The sequence below is a fragment of the Microbacterium sp. Yaish 1 genome (assembly GCF_002245215.1).
In the GTDB taxonomy this organism is placed as follows: Bacteria; Actinomycetota; Actinomycetes; order Actinomycetales; family Microbacteriaceae; genus Microbacterium.
Genome location: NZ_NPMR01000001.1, coordinates 1,486,776 through 1,508,110, shown reverse-complemented (window position 1 = coordinate 1,508,110; position 21,335 = coordinate 1,486,776). Strand labels below are relative to the sequence as shown.

At 71.0% G+C, this 21,335-nt stretch carries 20 protein-coding genes; 9 read left to right on the top strand and 11 right to left on the bottom strand.

The window, feature by feature from the left end:
* Window positions 1-56 precede the first annotated feature (56 nt).
* Window positions 57-980 (bottom strand): ABC transporter permease, encoded by a 924-nt coding sequence (locus tag CI089_RS07210; protein ID WP_094260847.1) that lies wholly within the window; start codon window positions 978-980, stop codon window positions 57-59.
* Window positions 980-2,305 carry a quaternary amine ABC transporter ATP-binding protein gene (locus tag CI089_RS07205; protein WP_094260846.1) on the bottom strand — a complete coding sequence of 442 codons (1,326 nt, stop codon included), beginning with the start codon at window positions 2,303-2,305 and terminating at the stop codon, window positions 980-982. Before CI089_RS07205 ends, CI089_RS07210 begins: the two co-directional genes overlap by 1 nt.
* Before the next feature lie 347 nt (window positions 2,306-2,652).
* On the opposite strand from CI089_RS07205, the gene CI089_RS07200 reads away from it, so the two are divergent.
* Together CI089_RS07200 and CI089_RS07195 are read left to right on the top strand one after the other, a co-directional pair.
* Window positions 2,653-3,297 carry a GNAT family N-acetyltransferase gene (locus CI089_RS07200; protein WP_179223265.1) on the top strand — a complete coding sequence of 215 codons (645 nt, stop codon included), beginning with the start codon at window positions 2,653-2,655 and terminating at the stop codon, window positions 3,295-3,297.
* The gene (locus CI089_RS07195; RefSeq protein WP_179223264.1) at window positions 3,284-3,805 is read left to right on the top strand and encodes a TetR/AcrR family transcriptional regulator; all 522 of its coding nucleotides are present in this window, start codon (window positions 3,284-3,286) and stop codon (window positions 3,803-3,805) included. The genes CI089_RS07200 and CI089_RS07195 overlap by 14 nt, the downstream gene beginning before the upstream one ends.
* Window positions 3,806-3,808: 3 nt before the next feature.
* Here the strand turns inward: CI089_RS07195 and CI089_RS07190 are convergent, their stop codons facing one another.
* The gene (locus CI089_RS07190; protein ID WP_023953263.1) at window positions 3,809-4,105 is read right to left on the bottom strand and encodes a chorismate mutase; all 297 of its coding nucleotides are present in this window, start codon (window positions 4,103-4,105) and stop codon (window positions 3,809-3,811) included.
* Between the two features lie 87 nt (window positions 4,106-4,192).
* On the opposite strand from CI089_RS07190, the gene CI089_RS07185 reads away from it, so the two are divergent.
* Window positions 4,193-5,341: an AI-2E family transporter gene (locus tag CI089_RS07185; protein WP_094260843.1), complete on the top strand. Its 1,149-nt coding sequence runs from the start codon at window positions 4,193-4,195 to the stop codon at window positions 5,339-5,341.
* A 22-nt stretch (window positions 5,342-5,363) separates the two neighbouring features.
* Here the strand turns inward: CI089_RS07185 and CI089_RS07180 are convergent, their stop codons facing one another.
* Together CI089_RS07180 and CI089_RS07175 are read right to left on the bottom strand one after the other, a co-directional pair.
* Entirely contained in the window at window positions 5,364-6,539 is a 1,176-nt protein-coding gene (locus tag CI089_RS07180) for a lactonase family protein (RefSeq protein WP_094261294.1), read from the bottom strand.
* A gap of 1 nt (window position 6,540) precedes the next feature.
* Window positions 6,541-7,827 (bottom strand): adenylosuccinate synthase, encoded by a 1,287-nt coding sequence (locus tag CI089_RS07175; protein ID WP_094260842.1) that lies wholly within the window; start codon window positions 7,825-7,827, stop codon window positions 6,541-6,543.
* A gap of 140 nt (window positions 7,828-7,967) precedes the next feature.
* On the opposite strand from CI089_RS07175, the gene CI089_RS07170 reads away from it, so the two are divergent.
* Entirely contained in the window at window positions 7,968-8,465 is a 498-nt protein-coding gene (locus tag CI089_RS07170; RefSeq protein ID WP_179223263.1) for a transporter substrate-binding domain-containing protein, read from the top strand.
* On the top strand, window positions 8,462-9,442 hold the full coding sequence (locus tag CI089_RS07165; RefSeq protein WP_094260841.1) for a cation diffusion facilitator family transporter: 981 nt from the start codon (window positions 8,462-8,464) through the stop codon (window positions 9,440-9,442). Before CI089_RS07170 ends, CI089_RS07165 begins: the two co-directional genes overlap by 4 nt.
* Here the strand turns inward: CI089_RS07165 and CI089_RS07160 are convergent.
* Window positions 9,432-10,220 (bottom strand): inositol monophosphatase family protein, encoded by a 789-nt coding sequence (locus CI089_RS07160; protein WP_094260840.1) that lies wholly within the window; start codon window positions 10,218-10,220, stop codon window positions 9,432-9,434. The genes CI089_RS07165 and CI089_RS07160 overlap by 11 nt on opposite strands.
* Before the next feature lie 93 nt (window positions 10,221-10,313).
* Between CI089_RS07160 and CI089_RS07155 the strand changes: the two genes are divergently transcribed.
* From CI089_RS07155 to CI089_RS07140, 4 genes are all read left to right on the top strand, one after another.
* Entirely contained in the window at window positions 10,314-10,877 is a 564-nt protein-coding gene (locus tag CI089_RS07155) for a dihydrofolate reductase family protein (RefSeq protein WP_094260839.1), read from the top strand.
* 92 nt (window positions 10,878-10,969) lie between these two features.
* Window positions 10,970-12,160 carry an LLM class flavin-dependent oxidoreductase gene (locus tag CI089_RS07150; protein ID WP_094260838.1) on the top strand — a complete coding sequence of 397 codons (1,191 nt, stop codon included), beginning with the start codon at window positions 10,970-10,972 and terminating at the stop codon, window positions 12,158-12,160.
* Window positions 12,157-13,485 carry an NtaA/DmoA family FMN-dependent monooxygenase gene (locus tag CI089_RS07145; protein WP_094260837.1) on the top strand — a complete coding sequence of 443 codons (1,329 nt, stop codon included), beginning with the start codon at window positions 12,157-12,159 and terminating at the stop codon, window positions 13,483-13,485. The genes CI089_RS07150 and CI089_RS07145 overlap by 4 nt, the downstream gene beginning before the upstream one ends.
* Entirely contained in the window at window positions 13,482-15,434 is a 1,953-nt protein-coding gene (locus tag CI089_RS07140) for an FAD/NAD(P)-binding protein (RefSeq protein WP_218823024.1), read from the top strand. The genes CI089_RS07145 and CI089_RS07140 overlap by 4 nt, the downstream gene beginning before the upstream one ends.
* 13 nt (window positions 15,435-15,447) lie before the next feature.
* Here CI089_RS07140 and CI089_RS07135 read toward each other — a convergent pair whose 3' ends face one another.
* The 5 genes from CI089_RS07135 to CI089_RS07110 all read right to left on the bottom strand — a co-directional run bounded on the left by CI089_RS07135 (window position 15,448) and on the right by CI089_RS07110 (window position 21,223).
* Complete coding sequence (locus tag CI089_RS07135; RefSeq protein ID WP_094260836.1) at window positions 15,448-17,079, bottom strand: molybdopterin-dependent oxidoreductase; 1,632 nt, start codon at window positions 17,077-17,079, stop codon at window positions 15,448-15,450.
* A 187-nt stretch (window positions 17,080-17,266) separates the two neighbouring features.
* Window positions 17,267-18,358 carry a GNAT family N-acetyltransferase gene (locus tag CI089_RS16495; RefSeq protein ID WP_218823023.1) on the bottom strand — a complete coding sequence of 364 codons (1,092 nt, stop codon included), beginning with the start codon at window positions 18,356-18,358 and terminating at the stop codon, window positions 17,267-17,269.
* Between the two features lie 30 nt (window positions 18,359-18,388).
* Entirely contained in the window at window positions 18,389-19,381 is a 993-nt protein-coding gene (locus tag CI089_RS07120; RefSeq protein WP_094260835.1) for an ABC transporter substrate-binding protein, read from the bottom strand.
* A 49-nt stretch (window positions 19,382-19,430) separates the two neighbouring features.
* On the bottom strand, window positions 19,431-20,198 hold the full coding sequence (locus tag CI089_RS07115; RefSeq protein ID WP_064955246.1) for an amino acid ABC transporter ATP-binding protein: 768 nt from the start codon (window positions 20,196-20,198) through the stop codon (window positions 19,431-19,433).
* Window positions 20,195-21,223 (bottom strand): amino acid ABC transporter permease, encoded by a 1,029-nt coding sequence (locus CI089_RS07110; RefSeq protein ID WP_094260834.1) that lies wholly within the window; start codon window positions 21,221-21,223, stop codon window positions 20,195-20,197. Before CI089_RS07110 ends, CI089_RS07115 begins: the two co-directional genes overlap by 4 nt.
* Between the last annotated feature and the right edge of the window lie 112 nt (window positions 21,224-21,335).

Genomic DNA, 21,335 nt, shown 5'->3' with positions numbered 1-21,335 from the left:
GGATTCATTCGTTCCGTATGGGTGGTGCAGGGAGGATACGTTCGGGATGCCGCGGCTCAGGCGGCCGGGGCGAGCTCGCGCTTCTCCGCGGCGGTCGCGGCGGCAGCCGCGGTGCGACGACGCCCGATCAGGCCCAGGATCGAGCCCTTCTGGCCCTTCATGTCGCCCAGGGCCGAGGTCAGGCGGTCGAGGTAGATCGCGAGGATGACGACGCTGAGGCCCGCCTCGACACCCGTGCCGATGTTGACGGTCGACATCGCCTGGACGATCTCCTTGCCGAGCCCGGGGGCACCGGCGATACCGGCGATGACGGCCATCGAGAGCGCGAGCATGATCACCTGGTTGACGCCGGTCATGATCGTCGGCATCGCGAGGGGCAGCTGGACGCCGCGCAGGATCTGCCCGGGCGTCGCGCCGAACGCGTGCCCGGCCTCGACGGTCTCGGAGTCGACGCTGCGGATGCCGAGCTCGGTCAGGCGCACGCCCGGCGGCAGCGCGAAGATCACGGTCGCGACCAGGCCCGGGACGAAGCCGATGCTGAAGAAGACGATCGCAGGGATGAGGTACACGAACCCGGGCATCGCCTGCATGAGGTCGAGCACGGGCTTGATGGCCGCGCTGAAGCGGTCGCTGCGCGCAGCGAGGATGCCGAGCGGAACGGCGATGACGACGGCGATGATCGTCGCGATGACGACGAGCGCGAGGGTCTGCATCGCGGTGACCCACTGGCCGACGCCGAGGATGATCGCGAACGAGATCGCGGTGCCGATCGCGAACTTCCACGAGCGCAGGAACCAGCCCAGCAGCGCCGCGATGACGATGACGACGACGATCGGTGCGCTCAGCAGCAGGTCGGCGAGCGAGCCGACGAGCCAGCCGACGGCGGTCGAGACGGCGCCGAGCAGCCACGAGAGGTTGTCGCGGATCCAGTCCACCGCGACCTCGGCCCACTGGCCGAGCGGAATGCGGAACCCGTCCATCAGCGCACCTCCCCGTTCTGGAGGGCGGCGCCGTCGACGGCGGTCGCCTCCGCGAGCACCTCGTCGATCGCGGCCTGCGGCATCGGCTGCAGCGGAATCGTGATCTCCTCCGTCGCGCCGGGGCCGGGGCCGAGGGCGGCGAGCAGGGTGATGCGGGGGATGACGCCGACGAGGCGCCCCTCCGCGTCGGTCACGGCGAGCGGCAGCGGCGACTCGACGGCCGGGACGAAGAGGTTCATGAGCACCTCGTCCTGGCTCACGGTCTGCGGCGCGGGCTTGATGACCGACGACAGCGCCGACTCGCCGCGACGGACGAGCTTGACGGCGTCGCGGTCGGTGACCACGCCGAGCAGCTTGCGGTCACGCCCGACGACGTAGGCCGCCGACATGAAGGCATCCCGCATCTGCTTGAGGGCCACGCGCGGACCGGCGGATTCGGCGACGACGGGGCGCGGCCGCTCCATCACGTTCGCGGCGGTGAGGACGCGGGCGCGGTCGACGTCCTGCACGAACTGCTCGACGTAGTCGTTCGCCGGGTCGGTGAGGATGTCCTCGGGCGTGCCGATCTGCACGATGCGGCCGTCGCGCATGACGGCGATGCGGTCACCGAGGAACATGGCCTCGTTGAGGTCGTGCGTGATGAAGATGATCGTCTTCTGCAGCTTCTGCTGCAGTTCAAGCAGCTGCTCCTGCATCTCGCGGCGGATGAGCGGGTCGAGTGCGCTGAAGGCCTCGTCCATGAGCAGGATGTCGCTGTCGGCGGCGAGGGCGCGCGCGATGCCGACGCGCTGCTGCATGCCGCCGGAGAGCGCCGAGGGCAGCTTGTCGCCCCACCCTTCGAGCCCGACGAGGGCGAGGATCTCCTCCGCCTTGGCCAGACGCTCGGCTTTGCCGACACCCCGCAGCTCGAGCGGGTAGGCGACGTTCGCGGCGACGGTCCGGTGGGGAAGCAGCGCGAAGTGCTGGAAGACCATCGCGATGCGCTCACGACGGATGCTGCGCAGGCGAGCGGGCGCGACGTCGGTGATCGAGTCGCCCTTCACCGTGATCGTTCCCGCGGTGGCGTCGTGCAGCCCGTTGAGCATGCGGATGAGAGTCGACTTCCCCGAGCCGGAGAGGCCCATGATGACGAAGATCTCGCCGGGCTGAACGGTGAAGGACGCGTCGATGACGGCGGCGGTCCCGGCGTCGGCGATCTCGTTGCGCTGGGCTCCGGCCCGCAGCTTCTCGACGACGGACTTCGGGTTGCGCCCGAAGACCTTGTACAGATTCTTGGCTTCCAGAGCGGGGGAGGTCGTTTCCCCCGAAGAAGACGGACTGGTCACAGGTCACCTCGGCAGCCGGTGCAGGCTGCATCGGTTACGCCCGGGTGGCGACCTCCTGGCGCGCGTCTCGCGACGGCGTCTCGGCTGCAGATGTCGGATCCACGAGCACAGGCCGCCGACCATACGCTCGCCGGTCTGGCACCTCAGGGATTGCCACCAGCGACCGCGGACTGGTCGGGTAGTGGCCCGCGGCGGGCCTCATCCAAGGTTTCACGTTCGACGGCAGGTCGCAAATCGAACCGGGGATTTGACCGCTGACCGGCCATTCCGATAAACGCGCGCGCACGGGCCCGCAGTGGCGGATGACTCACAGGCAACTCTATGTGCAGTACACGTACAGTTACGGCATGACTCGAACGACGCCCCGCACCGTCACCCCGGTCACCCGCGGAGAGATCGACGTCGCGGCAGAGCTGCTGACCCGCGCATTCGCGAACGATGCCCCGACGCGGGCACTGCTGCAGGAGCGCGCCGACGACGAGCGGGCGCGCCACCGCCTGTTCCGAGCCATCCTGCTGGGCGGTCCATTGCAGAGCGGCACGGTGGACGGCGTGCGCGATCCCGATACCGGGAGGCTCATCGGGGTCGCCGTGTGGTCGCCTCCGGGAGACACCGGCATGCGCACGGCCGCCGTGCCGGAGTACGCCCGAGCGATCGGCATCGGTGGCCTGGCGCGCGCCCTCCGCGTGTCGGACACGATCGACGCGCACCGGCCCGCCGTCCCGCACTGGTACCTCAAGGCGGTCGGCGTCACGCCCGACGCGGTCGGCGGCGGCATCGGGGGAACCCTGCTGGCAGCTCGGCTCGAGCTGATCGACACCCAGGGCTCTCCCGCCTACCTCGAGTCGTCGAACGACCGCACGACCGCGCTGTACCGCCGGCACGGCTTCGTTCCGCTCACGCGGCTGCCCTGGCCCGACGGGGCCGGTCCGCTCGCGATGTGGCGGGCCGGTGACGCCGCGGCGAGCGGAGTCCCCCGTGCGACCGAGTAACCGCGAGCTCATCCTCGACGCGGCCGTCGAGCTGTTCGCGGGCTCCGGCGCGGAATCGGTCACCTACGACGACCTGGCGGCGCGGACCGGTCTCACCAAGAGCGGCATCGTCTATCACTTCGCGACCCGGCAGCTGATCCTCGAGGCCGTCGCGGGCCGGCTGATCGACGGATGGGCCGAGGCGGCGGCATCCCATCTGGCCGACGAACCCGACGATGCCCCGCACCGGTTCGCCGCGTTCGTGGCCGGCATGCTCGAGGGAGACGCCACACCCGCCGAACTGCGCCTCGCGGTCGAGACCCTCGGCGGGCGGCGGATGCACGACGAATGGCAGAGCATCCGGGCGCACTGGCTACAGCCCGACGACGCCACACCCGCGCAGCTGACCGCCGTGGCGGCGGCACTGGGACTGTGGGTGAGCCGGGCAACGGGGTTTCTCGACCTCGACGCGGATCAGCGCGCCGCGATCGAGCAGTCGATCCGGCGGCTCGCCGCGCCCGGCGACTGAGACTCAGTCCGCGATGTCCTCAGCCGCGATGCGGTGGTGGCGGATCACCTCGGCGACGACGAAACCGAACCACTTCTGAGCGAACTCGGGATCGAGGTCCGCCTCCTCGGCGAGACGCCGCAGCCGGGCGATCTGCCGCTCCTCCCGACCCGGATCGGAGGCCGGCATGCCGTGCGTCGCCTTGAGCTCGCCGACCTGCTTCGTGCAGCGGAACCGTTCGGCCAGCATGAAGACGAGGGCGGCGTCGATGTTGTCGATGCTCGCGCGCAGGCGATGGAGTTCGGTCGTGGCGTCGGTCATGGTGGCTCCTCCCCCGCCGACCCTATCTGCTCGGCAGCCTCCGCCCCTCCCCTCACGAAGCGCGGACCCCGCCTCTAGAGTGTGACCATGACGAAGCCTCGCTCGACCGGCACCGCGCCCGTGGACCCCACCGTCCCCGTGTCCGAGCCGGCGACACGCGACCAGCCCATCTGGGGTGCACTCTCCCGGCCGTTCGCCGCGGGCTTCTTCCTGACCCTCGGCGCCCTCGCGGCGATCGTGCTCGGCCTGGCGATCTCGAGCCTGTCGACGGTCCTCATCTACGTCGCGATCGCCCTGTTCGTCGCCCTCGCGCTCGACCCGGTCGTGCGGCTCCTCGTGCGCCGCGGCATCCCGCGAGCGTGGGGCATCGTCATCACCTTCGCCGCCCTCGCGCTCATCATCGCCGGCATCCTGTGGGTGGTCCTGCCCCCGGTCGTGCGCCAGGTCGAGCAGTTCGCGAAGGACGTGCCGAACATCGTCAACGACGTGCTGAAGAGCGACACCGTCCGATGGGCCGAAGACACCTTCGGCGACAGCCTGAGCGACGTGATCAACGAGGTGCAGAACTTCGTCACCAATCCGTCGAACATCGCCGCGATCGGCGGCGGCCTGCTGCAGGTCGGCGTCAACGTCGTGACAGCCATCTCGGGCTCGATCATCGTGCTCGTGCTGAGCCTGTACTTCCTCGCGTCGCTACCACGCATGAAGAACGCTCTCGTGCGCATCTCGCCGGCCCGGTCGCGGGCCACGGTCGCCGACATGACCCGCCAGATCACCGAGTCGATCGGTGGGTACCTGTCGGGCATGGTCGTGCTCGCGCTCATGAACGCGACCTTCGCCTTCATCGTGCTCACCATCCTCGGCGTCCCGTTCGCCGCCCTCATGGCTGTGCTCGCGTTCGCGATCACCCTGATCCCCCTCGTCGGAACGGTGATCTTCTGGGTGGGCGCCTCCGTCATCACCCTGCTGACGAATCCGACCGCTCCGGTGCAGGCGATCATCTTCGCGGCCGTGTACCTCCTCTACATGCAGGTCGAGGCATACGTCCTGACGCCGCGCGTCATGAACCGCACCGTCTCGGTGCCCGGCTCACTCGTCGTCATCGGCGCGCTGGTCGGCGGCACGCTGCTCGGCCTGCTCGGCGCCCTCGTCGCGATCCCCGTCACGGCGTCGATCCTGCTGATCATCAACCAGATCGTGATCCCGCGTCAGGACGCGAAGAAGCTGCCGCACTGAGCCCCGCGGTGGGGGCACCCGATCAGGCCATCGGCAGGATGCAGGTCGGGCTCGGCGCCGTCACGCGGTGGCGTACCCGACCGGGAACGCCGGTGCGGGGGTCGCGCGTCATCGAGACGACCTCGCTCGAGAGCTGCCCGGCGACCAGCACCGTGTCGCGCACGACGACGTGGTGGCGCGGCCAGTGGACACCCGCGTCGACGAGCGCGAGCTGCTCGAGCCGGTCGCCGGCGCCGCGCACGCGCAGCACACCGAGGGTGTTGCTGCCGCGGACGCCGGCGTAGATCGTCTCGCCGTCCGGCGTCATGGCGATCTCCGCGGCGGTGTCGTCGTCGAGAGCCCCGACGAGACCGGTCGCCGACAGCATGCGCCATCGTCCTTCGCGGTCGGCGGCGAGCACGAACACCTCGCGGGAGAGCTCCGTGAGCACGTACAGGTGACCGCTCGGATGCCAGAGCGTGTGGCGCGGTCCGCTGCCGAGCGGCAGGGCGACCTGCTCGACGAGCCGGAGCCCGCGCGGGCCGTCGCGCCAGAACCGCACGAGGTCGAGGCCCATGTCGGTCGTCACGATCAGGCCGCCCGGCAGGTACCGCGCCTGGTGCGATCGCGACGGACGCGCAGCCTCGGCATCCTGGTCAGACGCGGGATGCCGCGGCGCCGTCTCCTCCGAACCGGGCACGAGGTGGGCGAACTCGGGCCCCGCAGCCTCTCGGAGCGCCCGGGCGGCGGCGGCGAGGTCGATGTCGTCCGCCGTGGGCTCGGCCGGCGCGTCGGGCCCGTACGGGTCGACGGCGGCGGGCGCGATGACGGGCGCGGACGGGATGCCGGCGGCGTCGATGCTCATGCGGACGACCCGGCCATCGCTCCAGCAGCTCGCGATGAGCGATGCTCCGTCGGGCGCGACGGCGACGTGGCATACCGCCTCGCCGGCCGCCACCGGGCGTCCGAGCGGCGTCCACGAGTCGGGGCCGGTGCGCCGGTAGGCCTGCACCTCGCCGCGGAACTCCAGCGCGGCGTAGACGACGTCCAGGCGCGGATGGCGGGCAATCCACGACGGCGACGATGCGGCGACGACCTCGCGCCGCAGCGAGAGCTGGCCGTCCGCGGTGGCACCATCGGGATCACCGGCGTGCAGCAGTCCCAGGCCGGCGGCTTCGCCGCCCATGTCGGCGGTGTAGCCGCCGAGCAGCAGCCGCACGTCAGTCGACGAGGTCGTGCCGGACGATGACGGCGTCGCGGGCGGGCCCGACACCGATCACCGAGATGCGCGTGCCGCTCATCTTCTCGAGCGCCAGCACGTACTCCTGAGCCGCGGTGGGGAGGTCGTCGAACGTGCGTGCCGTCGAGATGTCCTCCTTCCAGCCGGGGAAGTACTCGAGGATCGGCTTGGCGTGGTGGAAGTCGGACTGGTTGACCGGAACCTCGTCGAACCGCTCGCCGTCGACGTCGTACGCGACGCAGACCGGGATGCGGTCGAGCCCCGTGAGGATGTCGAGCTTGGTGAGCACGAGGTCGGTGATGCCGTTGATCCGCGTGGCGTACCGGGTGATCGGGGCGTCGTACCAGCCGACGCGGCGCGGACGGCCGGTCGTCGTGCCGAACTCGAAGCCGCGCGAGCGGAGGAAGTCGCCGTTCTCGTCGAACAGCTCAGTCGGGAACGGACCCGAGCCGACGCGGGTCGTGTACGCCTTGACGATTCCGACGATGCGGTCGAGGCGATTGGGGCCGACCCCCGATCCGGTCGCGGCGCCGCCCGCGGTGGCCGACGACGAGGTGACGAAGGGGTACGTGCCGTGGTCGACGTCGAGCATCGTGGCCTGGCCGCCCTCGAAGACGACCACGTCGCCGTTGTCGAGCGCGTCGCTGAGCAGCAGGCCCGTGTCGCAGACCATGGGGCGCAGGCGATCGGCGTACGAGAGCAGGTCTTCGACGATCTCGTCGGCGGTGATCGCACGGCGGTTGAAGACCTTGACCAGCAGGTGATTCTTCTGGTCGAGGGCTCCCTCGACCTTCTGCCGCAGGATGTTCTCGTCGAAGAGGTCCTGGACCCGGATGCCGACGCGGTTGATCTTGTCGGCGTAGGCCGGTCCGATGCCCCGGCCCGTGGTGCCGATCTGACGCTTGCCGAGGAAGCGCTCGGTCACCTTGTCGAGCGTGCGGTGGTACTGCGTGATCAGGTGGGCGTTGGCGCTCACCTTGAGGCGCGAGATGTCGAGCCCGCGCGCCGACAGCGCCTCGAGCTCGGCGAACAGCACCTCGAGGTCGACGACGACACCGTTGCCGATGACGGCGTTGACGCCCGGCGAGAGGATGCCGCTCGGCAGCAGGTGCAGGGCGTACTTCTCGTCACCGATGACGACGGTGTGCCCGGCGTTGTTGCCGCCGTTGAACTTGACGACCCAGTCGGTGCGGTCGCCCAACAGGTCGGTGGCCTTGCCCTTGCCCTCGTCGCCCCACTGGACGCCGACGATGACGATTCCCGGCATGCGGATCTCCCTTTCTGTCGAGGAGGGATTGCACCCCATCCTATCGACACGGACGCAACCCCCTTACGGAGATCGCGGCACGCGCGCCAAGGTGGGGGCGCGAATCCCACGCGAAACGGACACGCACGGAGGAGGGTCTCATGCACCATCGACTCGCCGCAGCGGTCGGCGCGGTCCTGTTGATGCTGTCGTCATCGGTGGCGCTCACGGGGTGCGGGCTGTCGATCCCGACCGACCCGTCGGGCACGCTCGCCTCGGTCGAGGGCGGAACGCTCCGGGCCGGCGTCTCGCCCGACGGCGAATGGGTGCAGGTCGACGGCGACGAGCCACGGGGCAGCGAGCCGGACGCGATCCGGGCCTTCGCCGAGTCGCTCGACGCCGACGTGGAATGGACCGTCGGGTCGGAGGAGGCACTGGTGCGCGAGCTCGAGAACGGCGGGCTCGACCTCATCGCGGGCGGCATCACCGACCAGACGCCGTGGACCGACAAGGCGGGGGTCACCCGCCCCTACGCCGAGGCGACGGCGAAGGACGGCAGCACGCTCAAGGTCGTCATGCTCGTGCCGCTCGGTGAGAACGCGTTCCTGTCGCGCCTCGAGACATTCCTCTCGGAGCGGGCGAAGGCGGGCGAGCTGTGAACCGGTCGGAGGTGCGGTTCGGGCAGACCGAGCTGCCCGAACGCCAGGTCGAGGTGCTGCGCCGTGCGGTGCGGCTCGAGTGGATCACGATCGGGTTCCTCGCGGTGACGGTGACCCTCGTCTTCCTCGTGCTCGGCAACTCGCAGGCGATGAAGGCGGCGTGGATCGAGGATCTGCTGTCGTTCATCCCGCCGCTGGCGTTCCTCATCGCGATCCGCGTGAACCGGCGTCGGCCGACGCTCAAGCATCCCTACGGCTATCACCGCTCGGTCGGGGTCGGCCACCTGGTCGCGGCCGTGGCCCTGACCACGATGGGCACCTACCTGATCATCGAGTCGGGGATCGGATTGTTGAGCGGCGAGCACCCGACGATCGGGACGGTCGAGCTGTTCGGCGCGTCGATCTGGCTCGGGTGGCTCATGATCGGCGTGATGGCGATGACCGCCGTGCCGCCCGTCCTCCTCGGGCGCGCGAAACTGAAGCTGGCGCGCGAGCTGCACAACAAGGTGCTCTACGCGGACGCCGACATGAACAAGGCCGACTGGATGACCGCCGTCGGGTCGATCGTCGGCGTCACCGGCATCGGGCTCGGCCTGTGGTGGCTCGATGCGGCGGCGGCGCTCTTCATCGCGTCGGGAATCCTGCGCGACGGGCTGAAGAACCTGCGGGCCGCGATCGTCGATCTCATGGACGCGCGCGCCACGACGTTCGACGACGCCGAGCCGCATCCGCTCGCGGGGGAGATCGACGCGTACCTCGCGGGTCTGCCGTGGGTGTCGGCGGCGGGCAGCCGGGTGCGTGACGAGGGCCACGTGTTCCACGTCGAGTCGTTCGTCGTGCCGAGGAGGGGACGGATGCCGAGCCTGGACGAGCTGGAGGCGGCGCGCGAGGGCTGCGTCGAGCTCGACTGGAAGGTGCAGGACATCGTGCTCGTGCCCGTGCGCGAGCTGCCGATCGTCGTGCCGGTCAGCGAGTGACGAGCTCGCGCAGCGCCGTGACGACATCCGGCCGGCCGACCACGACGAGGTCGCCGTCGGCGGAGGTCCAGGATGCCGCGCCCGCTTCCGTCGCGATGAGCGCGCCGCCGACGAGGTCCCAGATCTCGTTGCGGTAGGCCACGAGGGCGCCGAGTCCGCCGGTCACGAGCAGCGCCCAGTCGGACGAGGGCGCCCAGCTGCGCAGCACCCGCTTCGTGCGGCGCTCGAGGCGGTCGAACAGCTCGTTGCGGCGCGGGTCGTCGTGGCCGACCTCGTAGCCCTGGGTGAAAGCGACGGTCGCTCGAGAGAGCTCGCTCTCCCCGTCGATGACGAGGCGCGATGGCCTGGCTCCGGCTTCCGCGGAAGCGTCGGCGACGAACGCCCCGCGGCCCTCGACGGCCCAGAACGTGCGGCGCCGAGGCGAGTCGTGGACGACCGCCACCACCGGGCGCTCGCGCTGGCAGAGCGTGATGCAGACGCCGTACACGTCGAGCCCCAGCACGTAGTTGTGCGTGCCGTCGAGCGGGTCGATCAGCCAGCGCCATTCGCTCTCCTCCGCGCCCTGCTCGCCCGCTTCCTCTCCGAGGATCGCATGCTCCGGGTACGTGTCGCGCAGGGCCGCGACGATCCGCCGCTCGGCTTCGCGGTCGACATGGGTGACGAGGTCGGCACCAGCCCCCTTCGCTTCGATGCGGGCGGTCGCCCGCTCGGCGACGGCGAGGTCACCGGCCTCTCCGGCGAGGGCGATGGCGAGGTCGGCGGCGCGCTGGAGATCCATCCGCCCGACGCTACCGGTCGGCAACCGTGGCGCGCGCCCGCCAACGGGTCCAGACTGGCGTCGCGGCGCCAACCGCCGCGGACAGGATGCGGCATGAGACCTCTCCGATACTCGATCAACGTGACGCTCGACGGCTGCTGCCACCACGAGGCGGGACTGCCGCCCGACGAGGAGTCGATGGACTTCTGGACGGCGCAGATGGCCGGGGTCGACGCGCTGCTGCTCGGCCGGGTGACGTACGAGATGATGGCGGCGGCCTGGCGGCGCCCGGATTCGGGTGAGTGGCCCGAATGGATGGATGCGGCTGAGATCCGGTTCGCCGAGGCCATCGACGGCGCGCGGAAGTTCGTCGTGTCATCGACCCTCGCGGATCCCGACTGGAACGCCGAGCTCCTCTCGGGTGACCTGGAGACGGCCGTTCGGGCGCTGAAGGCCGAGCCGGGTGCCGGGCTCTGGGTGGGCGGCGTGGCGCTGCCGACGGCCCTGGCGAACCTGGGGCTGATCGACGAGTTCGAGTTCCTCGTGCAGCCCGTCGTCGCGGGGCGGGGACCGACGCTGCTCGCGGGCCTGCATCAGCAGATCGGACTCGAAGCGGTCGACCGCACCGCCTTCCGTTCGGGCGCCGTGGCCACGCGCTACCGGCCGCGCACCTCGTGACCTGAGCTCGCGCCGCGAACCCCTGTTACGACAGGTGTCGCCGGATGACGGGCGGCCTTGGCACTGCTCGGGGTGAGGTCGACAGTGGGCTCATGTCTCACCGCATCCATCTCGCCGTCGCTCTCGAGCGAGCCGGCTGGCACCCCGCCGCGTGGCGGGAGTCCGACCTCACGCCGCGGTCGCTCACGACACCGCGCCACTGGGCCGACCAGGTGCGTCTCCTCGACGGAGCGGGCGTCACTCTCGCGACCATCGAGGACGCGCTCACCCTGACCGACCGCTCCGAGGACGCCGGCGCCCCTGACCCGCGACGCCTGCACGGGCGCATCGACGCGGTGCTGCTGGCCTCGGCGCTCGCGCCGCTCACCCAGCGGATCGGCCTCATCCCGACGGTCACGACGACGCACACCGAGCCGTTCCATGTGGCCACCGGCATCCAGACGCTCGACGTCGCGAGCCGCGGCCGCGCGGGCGTCCGCCTCGTCGTCGGCGGATCGGCCGCCGAGCGGGCGAACTTCGGGCGACGCGACGAGATCGATGTCGAGACCGGGTTCCGCGAGGCGGGCGAGGTCGCCGACGCGCTGGGGCGCCTGTGGGACTCGTGGCAGGACGACGCCATCATCCGGGATGCCGCGAGCGGCCGCTTCGTCGACGCCGACCGCATCCACAACATCGACTTCGCGGGCGAGTTCTTCTCGATCACCGGCGCCTCGATCGTGCCCCGCTCGCCCCAGGGCCGCCCGATCATCTCGGTGCTCGCGCACCAGACGGTGCCGTTCCGCCTCGCGGCCGAGCACGCCGACGTCGTCTTCGTCACCCCGCATGACGCGGGCGCCGCGACGGGGATCCTCGCCGAGCTCGACGGCGCCGCCGCCGAGCTGCGCCGCTCTCGCGAGCGACTGCGCGTGTTCGCCGACGTGATCGTCCTCGTCGAGGAGACATCGGCCGCCGCGCGCGACGCCCTCGCGTGGCTCGACGACCTGGCCGGGGCCGAGTTCCGCTCCGACGCGCGCATCGTCGCGGGAACGCCGACCGAGGTCGCCGAGCACCTCCGCGCCCTCGCCGAGACCGGCGTCGACGGCGTGCGGCTGCGTCCCGCACGCCAGCCCGACGATGTCGTCGCGATCGCGGAGCGCATCGCCCCGCTGCTGCGGGCAACCCGCGTGCTGCGCGACGACGACGCGGCCACCCTGCGGGGCCGACTCGGCCTGCCGCGGCCCGCCAGCCGGTACGCCGCCCCGACGCACGATTCCGCCCCGGCACGAGAGAAGGTCGCCCTGTGAGCCGTTCGCCCCGCCAGATCCACCTGGCCGCCCACTTCCCCGGCGTCAACAGCACGACGGTCTGGACCGATCCCGCCTCGGGAAGCCAGATCGACTTCGCGGCCTTCGAGTACTTCGCCCGCACGGCCGAGCGCGGCTTCTTCGACTACGTGTTCCTCGCCGAGGGCCTGCGACTGCGCGAGCACAAGGGCCGTGTGCACGAGCTCGACGTGCTCGGACGACCCAACACCCTCGCGATCCTCGCCGCGCTCACCGCGGTCACCGATCACGTGGGTCTCGTCGGCACGCTCAGCACGACGTTCAACGAGCCGTACGAGCTCGCCCGCCAGCTCGCGACCCTCGACCACCTGTCGGGCGGCCGGGCCGGATGGAACGCCGTGACGAGCTCAGACGCCTTCCACGGCGCGAACTTCCGCCGCGGCGGGTTCCTCGACCACGCCGACCGGTACGAGCGCGCGAAGGAGTTCGCCGCGCTGTCGAAGAAGCTGTGGGACTCGTGGGACGAGGGCGAGGCGCTGCCCCGCCGCATCCGTCACGCCGGCCCGCAGTTCGATGTCGACGCCCTCTTCGACGTGCCCCGGTCACCGCAGGGGCGCCCCGTCATCGTGCAGGCCGGCGACTCCGCCGACGGGCGCGACTTCGGCGCCGAGCACGCCGAGGTGATCTTCTCGCTGCACCAGGACTTCGACGCCGCACGGGTGTTCTACGACGACGTCAAGGGACGCCTCGCCGCCTGGGGCCGCGACGAGGACTCGCTGAAGATCCTGCCCGCCGCGACGTTCGTCATCGGCGACACGGATGCCGAGGCGCGCGAGCGATCGCGCGAGATCGCACTGCAGCAGGTGCGGCCCGAGCAGGCGCTGACCTACCTCGAGCAGGTGTGGGGCCGCGACCTCAGCGGCTACGACCCCGACGGACCGCTGCCCGACATCGAGCCCGACACCGGCTCGGAGACCGCGCGCGGCTGGGCGAACCGACACAGAGCCGTGCAGGCGCGCATCGCGTCGCTGCGGGAGCTGTCGGAGGCCGAGGGTCTGAGCGTGCGGGAGCTCGTCATCCGGTTGAGCGCCAAGCACACCTTCGTGGGCACCCCCGAGCACATCGCCGGCGAGATCGACCGCTACGTGCAGGAGCGGGCGACCGACGGATTCACGGTCGTCGGCCACCTGACCCCCCACGGCCTCGACGAGTTCGCCACGCGCGTGGTGCCGCTGCTGCAGGAGCGCGGGTCGTACCGCGATTCGTACGACGAGGGTGCGACGCTGCGGGATCTGCTCGGGCTGCCGGCCGCGGTGCCCACGGTCCCGGCATCCGTGCCGGCGTGAGCGTGCACCGGCTCGTCTTCGTGGGTGCCGGCCCGCGCGCGATCATGCTCCTCGAGCGGATCGTCGCGCGGTTCGGCGTCACCGCGGGCGCGGCCGACGCACGCGCGGTCGGCGCTCCGCGCCTGCACGTCGAGCTGATCGACCCGCACCCGCCGGGCGGCGGCCGGATCTGGCGGCGAGCGCAGTCGCCGCTGCTGAAGCTCAACTCGATGGCGCGCGACGTCACGGTCTTCACCGACGACAGCTGCGCGATCGATGGGCCGATCCGTCCGGGGCCCTCGCTCATCGAATGGGCCGAACTCTGGCGCAGCGGCGAGCTGGCCGCGGCCGGACGGGGCATCGAGATCGACGACGAGGTGGTGGCGGCCGAGGCGCGCGGGCTGCGCGGCGACAGCTTTCCCACGCGGCGCCTGCACAGCTACTACCTGGAGTGGTTCTTCCGCCGCACGGTCGCCGAGGCGCCCCCGGGCGTCACGGTGCGATGGCGCCGCGACGCGGTGGTGCAGGTGAGCGAGGCGAACCGGGTCACGCTGGCGAACGGGCTCGAGCTCGACGCCGACGCGGTCGTCTACGCGGTCGGTCACAACGGACGCGAACCGGATGCGGCGACCGCCCGCCTCATCGCCCGAGCGCACCGCGAGCGGCTGCAATATGTGCCGCCCGCCTTCACCGCCGATGCGGACCTGTCCGGCCTTGCTCCCGGAGAGGACGTGATCGTGCGCGGCATGGGGCTGGCCGCGGTCGACCTCGTCGTGCTGCTGACCCAGGGCCGCGGGGGTCGCTTTCTCGAGGACCGCGACGGGATGCGGTACGTGCCGTCGGGAAGCGAGCCGCGCCTGCACCTCGGATCGCGGCGCGGCGTGCCCTACCGTTCCAAGGTGTCGTCGATGCTGCGCGGCGATGCACCCCAGCGCGAGGTGCTGACGCCTGCGGCCGTCGATGCGCTGCTCGCGCGGCCCCGCGAGGTCGACTTCGAAGCGGATGTCTGGCCGCTCATCGCAGGCGAGCTGCTGCACGGGCACTACCGCGAGCTGTTCACCGGGCATCCCGATCGCGTCGCGGGCGATTGGCCGACGTTCCGCGCGGTGCTGCAGTCCCACGCGTGGGACGACCCCGCCCTGCTCGACGCGATCGCGGCGGCGGTTCCCGACCCCCTCGACCGGTTCGACGTCGCGTCGCTCGACCGGCCGTTCGCCGAGGCGACCTTCGAGGACCGCGAGGACGCGCACCAACGGGTGCGCGCGCACATCGCCACCGACCTGCAGCTGCGCACGACCCCGGAACGCAGCGCCGCGCAGGGCGTCTTCCTCGCTGCGCTGCTGTCGTTCCTCGCGCTTGCCGAGATCCCCGCGGAACGATGGAACGAGCACTCGCGGACGATGTCGCTGCCGGTGCGGTGGCACACCTTCTTCAGCTACGTCGCCAGCGGGCCGCCCCCGCATCGCCTCCGCGAGCTCCTCGCCCTGGCCGACGCTGGGGTCGTGCGGTTCCTCGGACCGGACGTCGACGTGCGCGTCGAACCGGGGCACGGGTTCGTCGCCTCGAGCCGCCGCGTCCCCGGCGAGACGGTCGCCCGCAGCCTCGTCGACGCGTGGCTGCCCGGAGCCGGCGCCGCTCTCAGCGATAATCCCGTGCTGCGTGCGCTCGCCCGGCGGCAGGGCACCGGGCTGCGGATACTGACCGACGCGGACGGCCGGGTGCTGACGGCGGACGGTGCGCCGACGGCATCCGTCTTCGCGCTCGGCGCTTTCACGTCGCTTCCGGAGGGCGGTGCGTTCACCCGCCCGAACTCGAATGCCCTGTCGATCCGCCAGACCGACCGCACGGCCGGTGCGATCGTCGATGCCGTCCTCGACGCGGCTTCGGCGCTCGCCCCGTCGAGTCGCCAGAGAGCGCGGATGCGGGGGGTCCGAGATCCGTCTTTCGTGGCGAGTCGACGGTGGAGGTAGGGGGAGCCGGGGGTCAGGCCGAGACCGTCACCAGGACGCGCTGCCAGCCGCTCGAGCCGTCGGGGGCGATGGGGGCGCGCTCCTCGATCTGCGTGTCGCCGTTCTTGTTGACGGCGCGCACCTCGACGTAGTGGGTGCCCGCTTCGGCCTGCCACTCGAGCACCCACTGCACCCAGGTGTCGGCGTTGATGGGGGTGGAGAGCGTCGCGGCCTGCCAGTCGCCGTCGTCGATGCGCACCTCGACCCGCTCGATGCCCACGGTCTGTGCCCACGCCATTCCCGCGATCGCGACGGTTCCCGCGGCGACCGGGGTACCGGTGCGCGGGGTGTCGATGCGGGAGGAGAACTTGATCGGCGCTTCGGCTGCGTATCCGCGCGGGGTCCAGTAGGCCTCATCGGCCTCGAAGGTCGTGACCTTGAGCTCGGTGACCCACTTCGTCGCCGAGACGTAGCCGTAGAGCCCGGGCACGACCATGCGCACCGGGAATCCGTGCTCGAGCGGCAGCGGCTCGCCGTTCATCCTGACCGCGAAGATCGCGTCGCGCGCGTCGTCGGTGAGGGCGTCGAGCGGGGTGGATGCCGTGTAGCCGTCGACGCTCTTCGAGAGCACCATGTCGGCGCCCGCCTGCGGGCCCGCCATGCGCAGGATGTCGCGGATCGGAACGCCCTGCCAGATGGCGTTGCCCACGAGCCCGCCGCCGACCTCGTTCGAGACGCAGGTGAGCGTCACGGCGTACTCGTCGAGGCCCATGCCGACGAGGTCGTCGAAGCTCAGCTCGACACGCTGATCGACCATGCCGTCGATGACGAGGCGCCACGTGTTCGGGTCGACCGACGGCACGGTGAGCGCCGTGTCGACACGGTAGAAGTCCGCGTTCGGGGTGATGAGCGGTGAGATGCCCTCGACCTCGAGCTCGGCGCCGTCGGGGATGGTGACGGTCGACCGCGGCTCGGGGATGCGCAGCTCGCGGCGGAGCGCGTCGACCGACGCGGACGTCGCGTTGAGCAAACGTGCACCGACGCCGACGATGACCGCGGCGATGCCGACGCCTCCCGTCGCGACGAGGAACGAGCGGCGGCCGAGCCCACGCTGCTCCGCGGCATCCGCGGCGGGGGTGTCGGCGGGGGTGGCGGCGGGGGCGCCAGCATCGGCGGCATCCGCGGCGCCCGCCCACCGACGGAGGCGCGTGATGAGGAACACGAGGACGAGCATCCCGACGAGCGTCCCGATCACGGGCGGCACGAACGCGAGGGGGCTGGCGCCGGTTCGGGTGATGATCGCCGCGGTCGAGATGACGCCGGCGAGGGCGATGACGATGACGCCGAAGGGCCGGACGAAGAACTGCAGGATGCCGGCGATCGCGGCGGCGATGACGACGGCGAGCGCGAGGCTGCCCAGCAGGACGATCTTGTCGGCCGAGCCGAAGGTCGCGATCGCGAACTCCTTGAGGGGCTGCGGCACGATGTCGATGACGAAGGCGCCTACGGCGAGGATCGGGCTGCTCTCGCGCGCGACGAGGAGTGCGATCAGCTCGGCGACGGCGAGGAAGGCGGCCGCGCTGACGATGCCGGCGAGCGCGCTCCAGAGGCCCCAGACCCAGCGCCGGGTCTTCGCCTCGTTCGCGGATGCGGTCGATTTCGCCATCGCTGTCGCCTCTCGATCGGCAGATCACTCCTACCGTGCTTAGTGTCTTCGTCGCCGAGCCCGCAACGGATGGAAATCCGACCCGGATGATGCAGCGAAAACGCACCCGCAACGCGAGAACGCACCCTGCACCGTACGTGCTCACGGAGACGGTGCGTGCTCGGCGGCGGGGCGCGGGGGCGCGGGGCTACAGGGGCTTGGCGAAGCAGCGGGAGAAGGCGTACTCGGTGTACGGGGCGTAGATCGGGATGGGCGTGTAGCCGAGGCGTTCGTAGAGCTCGACGGCGTCGTGCTGGCGGTCGCCGGTCTGCAGGATGACGCGTTCCGCGCCCCGGTCGCGGGCGATGCGCTCGAGCTCGGCGAGCAGCGCACGGCTCGCACCGAGGCCGCGAGCCCGAGGGTGCACATACACGCGCTTGATCTCGAGGTCGCGGATGCCGTCGTGCTCGAGGTCGCGCAGTGCGCCGTGGCCGACGGCCGCGCCCGCGGCATCCGTCACGAGCACCGTCGCCACGATCGTCGCGGGGTCGATCGCGAAGGCGCGGGCGGACCGGGCAGCGGCTTCGGGGTCGGCGTCGTCGAACCGGTCGGCGTAGCGCGGGCCGACCTCGCGGTCCATCTCGGCGCGGAGCGCCACGGCACGCGGGTCGTCGTAGTCGATGTGCTCGAACAGCCACGTCGTGGCCGAGCCGCCGGCAGTGGCGTCGGCCGACGCGGCGGGCTCCGGCGCGAGGTCGTATCCGAACGCGAGCAGGTCGATGAAGCGGCCGGGCTCGACCTCGAACCGCCCCTCGCGCTCGGGCAGGCGCGTGAAGCCGAGCTTGGCGTACAGGGCGTGCGCCGCGGTCATCTCCGGCCCGCTGTTCATGACCACACGGTGGGATCCGCGTTGCCGGGCCAGCTCGATGACGTGCCGGGTGAGCGCCTCGCCGACCCCGCGGCCCCGGGCTTCAGGGGCGACGGCGAGCTGGCGGAAGTCCGTCTCACCGGGCTGCGCGACCCCGGCGAGCGGCCGGTTGGGCCGAGCGACCCAGACTGTCCCGACGATCTCGGGCTCGCCCGCGGCCTCCCCGGCCCCCGCGGCATGCCCGCCGTCATCCAGGGCGACCCACACATCTCCGCTCCGCACGCGGGCGGCGACGTCGCGCAACGAGGCGAGGTACTGCTCCGAGAGCTCACCGTAGCTGTGCTGGTAGGCACGCGCGGTCAGCTCGCCCGCCCGAGCGAACTCCTCGGTGCGGACGAGCCGGATGGTGAGCGCTGTCGCGGTCGAAGTCACGAGGTGACGCTACCTCTCACCGAGACCCGATCACGACGCAGGGAGTCCGGGCGGGTTGATCTCGCTCTTCTCGACGCGCTCGGACTCGAGCCCCCAGGTCTCGAGGACCTCGTCGTACTGGCCGCCTTCGATGATGGCGTTGAGCGCGATCGACACCGGCTCGATCAGGCCGCTCCCCTTGGCCGTGGCCGCGGCGATGTTCGCGGTCTGCGGCCAGCCGCCGGGCACGAGGCCGACGAGCTTGGTGTCGCCGGTCTCCCGGGCCGACCAGGCCGAGGTTGCGTTGGGGCCGAAGGTCGCGTCGACGCGGCCGGACTGCAGCGCGAGGACGGCGGCGGCGTTGTCGTCGTAGTACTGCAGCTCGGCGGGAGCCTCGCCGGCAGCTTCGAGCTCCTCGTTCCAGGCGAGCAGCACCTGCTCCTGGTTGGTGCCCGAGCCGACGACGATCTTCAGGCCCGAGATGTCGGCGGCTTCCTCGATCTTGTCGATGTCGCTGTCGGAGCGGACGTAGAAGCCGAGCAGGTCTTCGCGGTAGCTCGCGAAGTCGTAGAGCTCCTTGCGCTCTTCCGTGACGGTGACGTTCGAGGTGATGAGGTCGTACTTGCCCGACTGGATGCCGAGGGGCCAATCGGCCCACGCGACGACCACCGGGTTGTACTCAAGGCCGAGCGCTTCGGCGATGAGCGATCCGATGTTGGGCTCGGTTCCGGCGGCCGCGGTCTCGCCCTCGGGGATGTAGCCGAGCGGCGGCAGGTAGGCGGAGTGGGCGACGGTCAACTTCCCCTCTTCGACGGGCTCGAACCCGCTCGCCTCGAGAGCGGCGACGGCCTCGGCGACGGGTTCGTCGAGGTGCACCCAGTGGATGTCGTCGGTCGCGACGTTCGCCGTCGTGGGTGCGGGCGCGGCGGCCTCGGCCTCGGCGGGCCGGTTGAGGTTCACGGCGGTGACGATGCCGCCGACGATCGCCGCGACCGCGACGACGCCGAGTCCGGCGGCGATGCCCTGCTTCTTGCTGATGGCCATGCTGTGGGTCTCTCTCGAAAAGGTGGGGTGCGGGTGGGGTGGGGGAAGCTCAGGCGAGGACCTTGGCGAGGAACTCCTGCACGCGGGGGTGCTTCGGCGCGACGAGCACCTCGGCGGGCGGGCCCTGCTCGATGATCCGGCCGCCGTCGAGGAACACGACGCGGTCGGCGACCTCGCGGGCGAACCCGATCTCGTGAGTGACGATGATGAGCGTCGTGCCGAGCTGCGCGAGGTCTCGGATGACGTCGAGCACCTCACCGACGAGCTCGGGGTCGAGTGCGCTCGTCGGCTCGTCGAACAGGATCACCTTGGGCTTGAGTGCCAGCGCCCGCGCGATCGCGACGCGCTGCTGCTGCCCGCCCGAGAGCTGGCGCGGATAGTGACCGGCCTTGTCGCCGAGCCCGACGCGGTCGAGCAGGCCGAGCGCAAGCTCACGGGCGTCGTCCTTCGACAGCCGGCCGAGCGCGATGGGCGCCTCGGTGACGTTCTCGAGGGCGGTGAGGTGGGGGAAGAGGTTGAAGTTCTGGAAGACGATCCCGATCTGGGTGCGGCGTTCGAGCACCGCCTTCTCGCGCAGCTCGTAGAGTTTGCCGTTCCGCTGCTCGTAGCCGATGAACTCGCCGTCGACCGTGACCGATCCGCGATCGACCGTCTCGAGGTGGTTGATCGTGCGCAACAGGGTCGACTTACCCGAGCCGCTCGCGCCGAGGATCGCGACGACCTCGCCCGGCTCGACCGTGAGGTCGATGCCGCCGAGCACCTCGACGCCGGCGTAGCTCTTGTGGACGTTGTGGATCTCGACGAGCCCGCGGGTCATGACTCTCCTCCGGGGGTGACGTGGTTGGCCGCGAGCGGGCGGGGTGCCGGGGCGTCGTCGCCGAGGCGGGCCCACTGCACGGCGATCCAATGGCGGGCGCGCTGGACGGGCGTGGGCGGCAGCACCCGTACCGATCCGCGCGCATAGTGACGCTCGATGTAGTACTGCAGGATGCTGAGCACCGTCGTGATGATCGTGTACCAGACCACCGCGACGAGCAGCAGCGGGATGACGCGGCTGTTGCGGTTGTAAATCACCTGCACCGCGTAGAACAGCTCGGGGATCGCGATGACGAACAGTACCGAGGTGCCCTTGACGAGCCCGATCACCTCGTTCGTGGCGTTCGGGATGATCGACCGCATGGCCTGCGGCAACACGATGCGGCTGAGCCGGCGACGCGGCGGGATGCCGAGGGCGGCGGCCGCCTCGAGCTGACCCTGGTCGACCGAGAGCAGGCCGCCGCGGATGATCTCGGCGGAGTAGGCCGCCTGATGAAGGCTCAGGCCGAGCACGCCCGCTGCGAAAGCGCTGATGAGCTGGACGGTGGGGAACTCCACGATCCAGAAGTCGGTCGTGAACGGCGTGCCGAGCCCGAGCGTCGGGTAGAGGTAGCCGAGGTTGTACCAGACGACGAGCTGCACCACGAGGGGGACCGAGCGGAAGAACCAGATGAAGCTCCACGCCGCGGCGTTCAGCAACGGCGACTTGGCGAGCCGCGCAAGCGCGAGCACCGTCCCGAGCAGGAATCCGATCGTCGCCGACACTGCCGTGTAGACGAGGGTGAGGCCGAGTCCCTGCAGCACGGGGTCGGAGAAGAAGTACTGCGCGAAGTAGTCCCACTCGTAGTTCTCGTTCGTCACGAGCGACCACAGGAACTGCGCGACGACGAACACGATGATCGCGGCGATCGCCCAGCGGAACCAGTGCCGCGTGCGGACGACGGGGATGTCGCCGAGATCGACGCGCGGCGCGGTCGGCGCAGTGTCGCCGATGCTGCGGTCGACGCGCGAGACGGTGTCGGTCATGCGGATCTCCTCGGAACGGCGCGGATGCAGCGGATGCTGCGGATCGCCCGACAGTAGAGCGGCGCGGGCGCCGCTGTCGCGGCGCCGCCACACACGGCGACACGCACGGAGA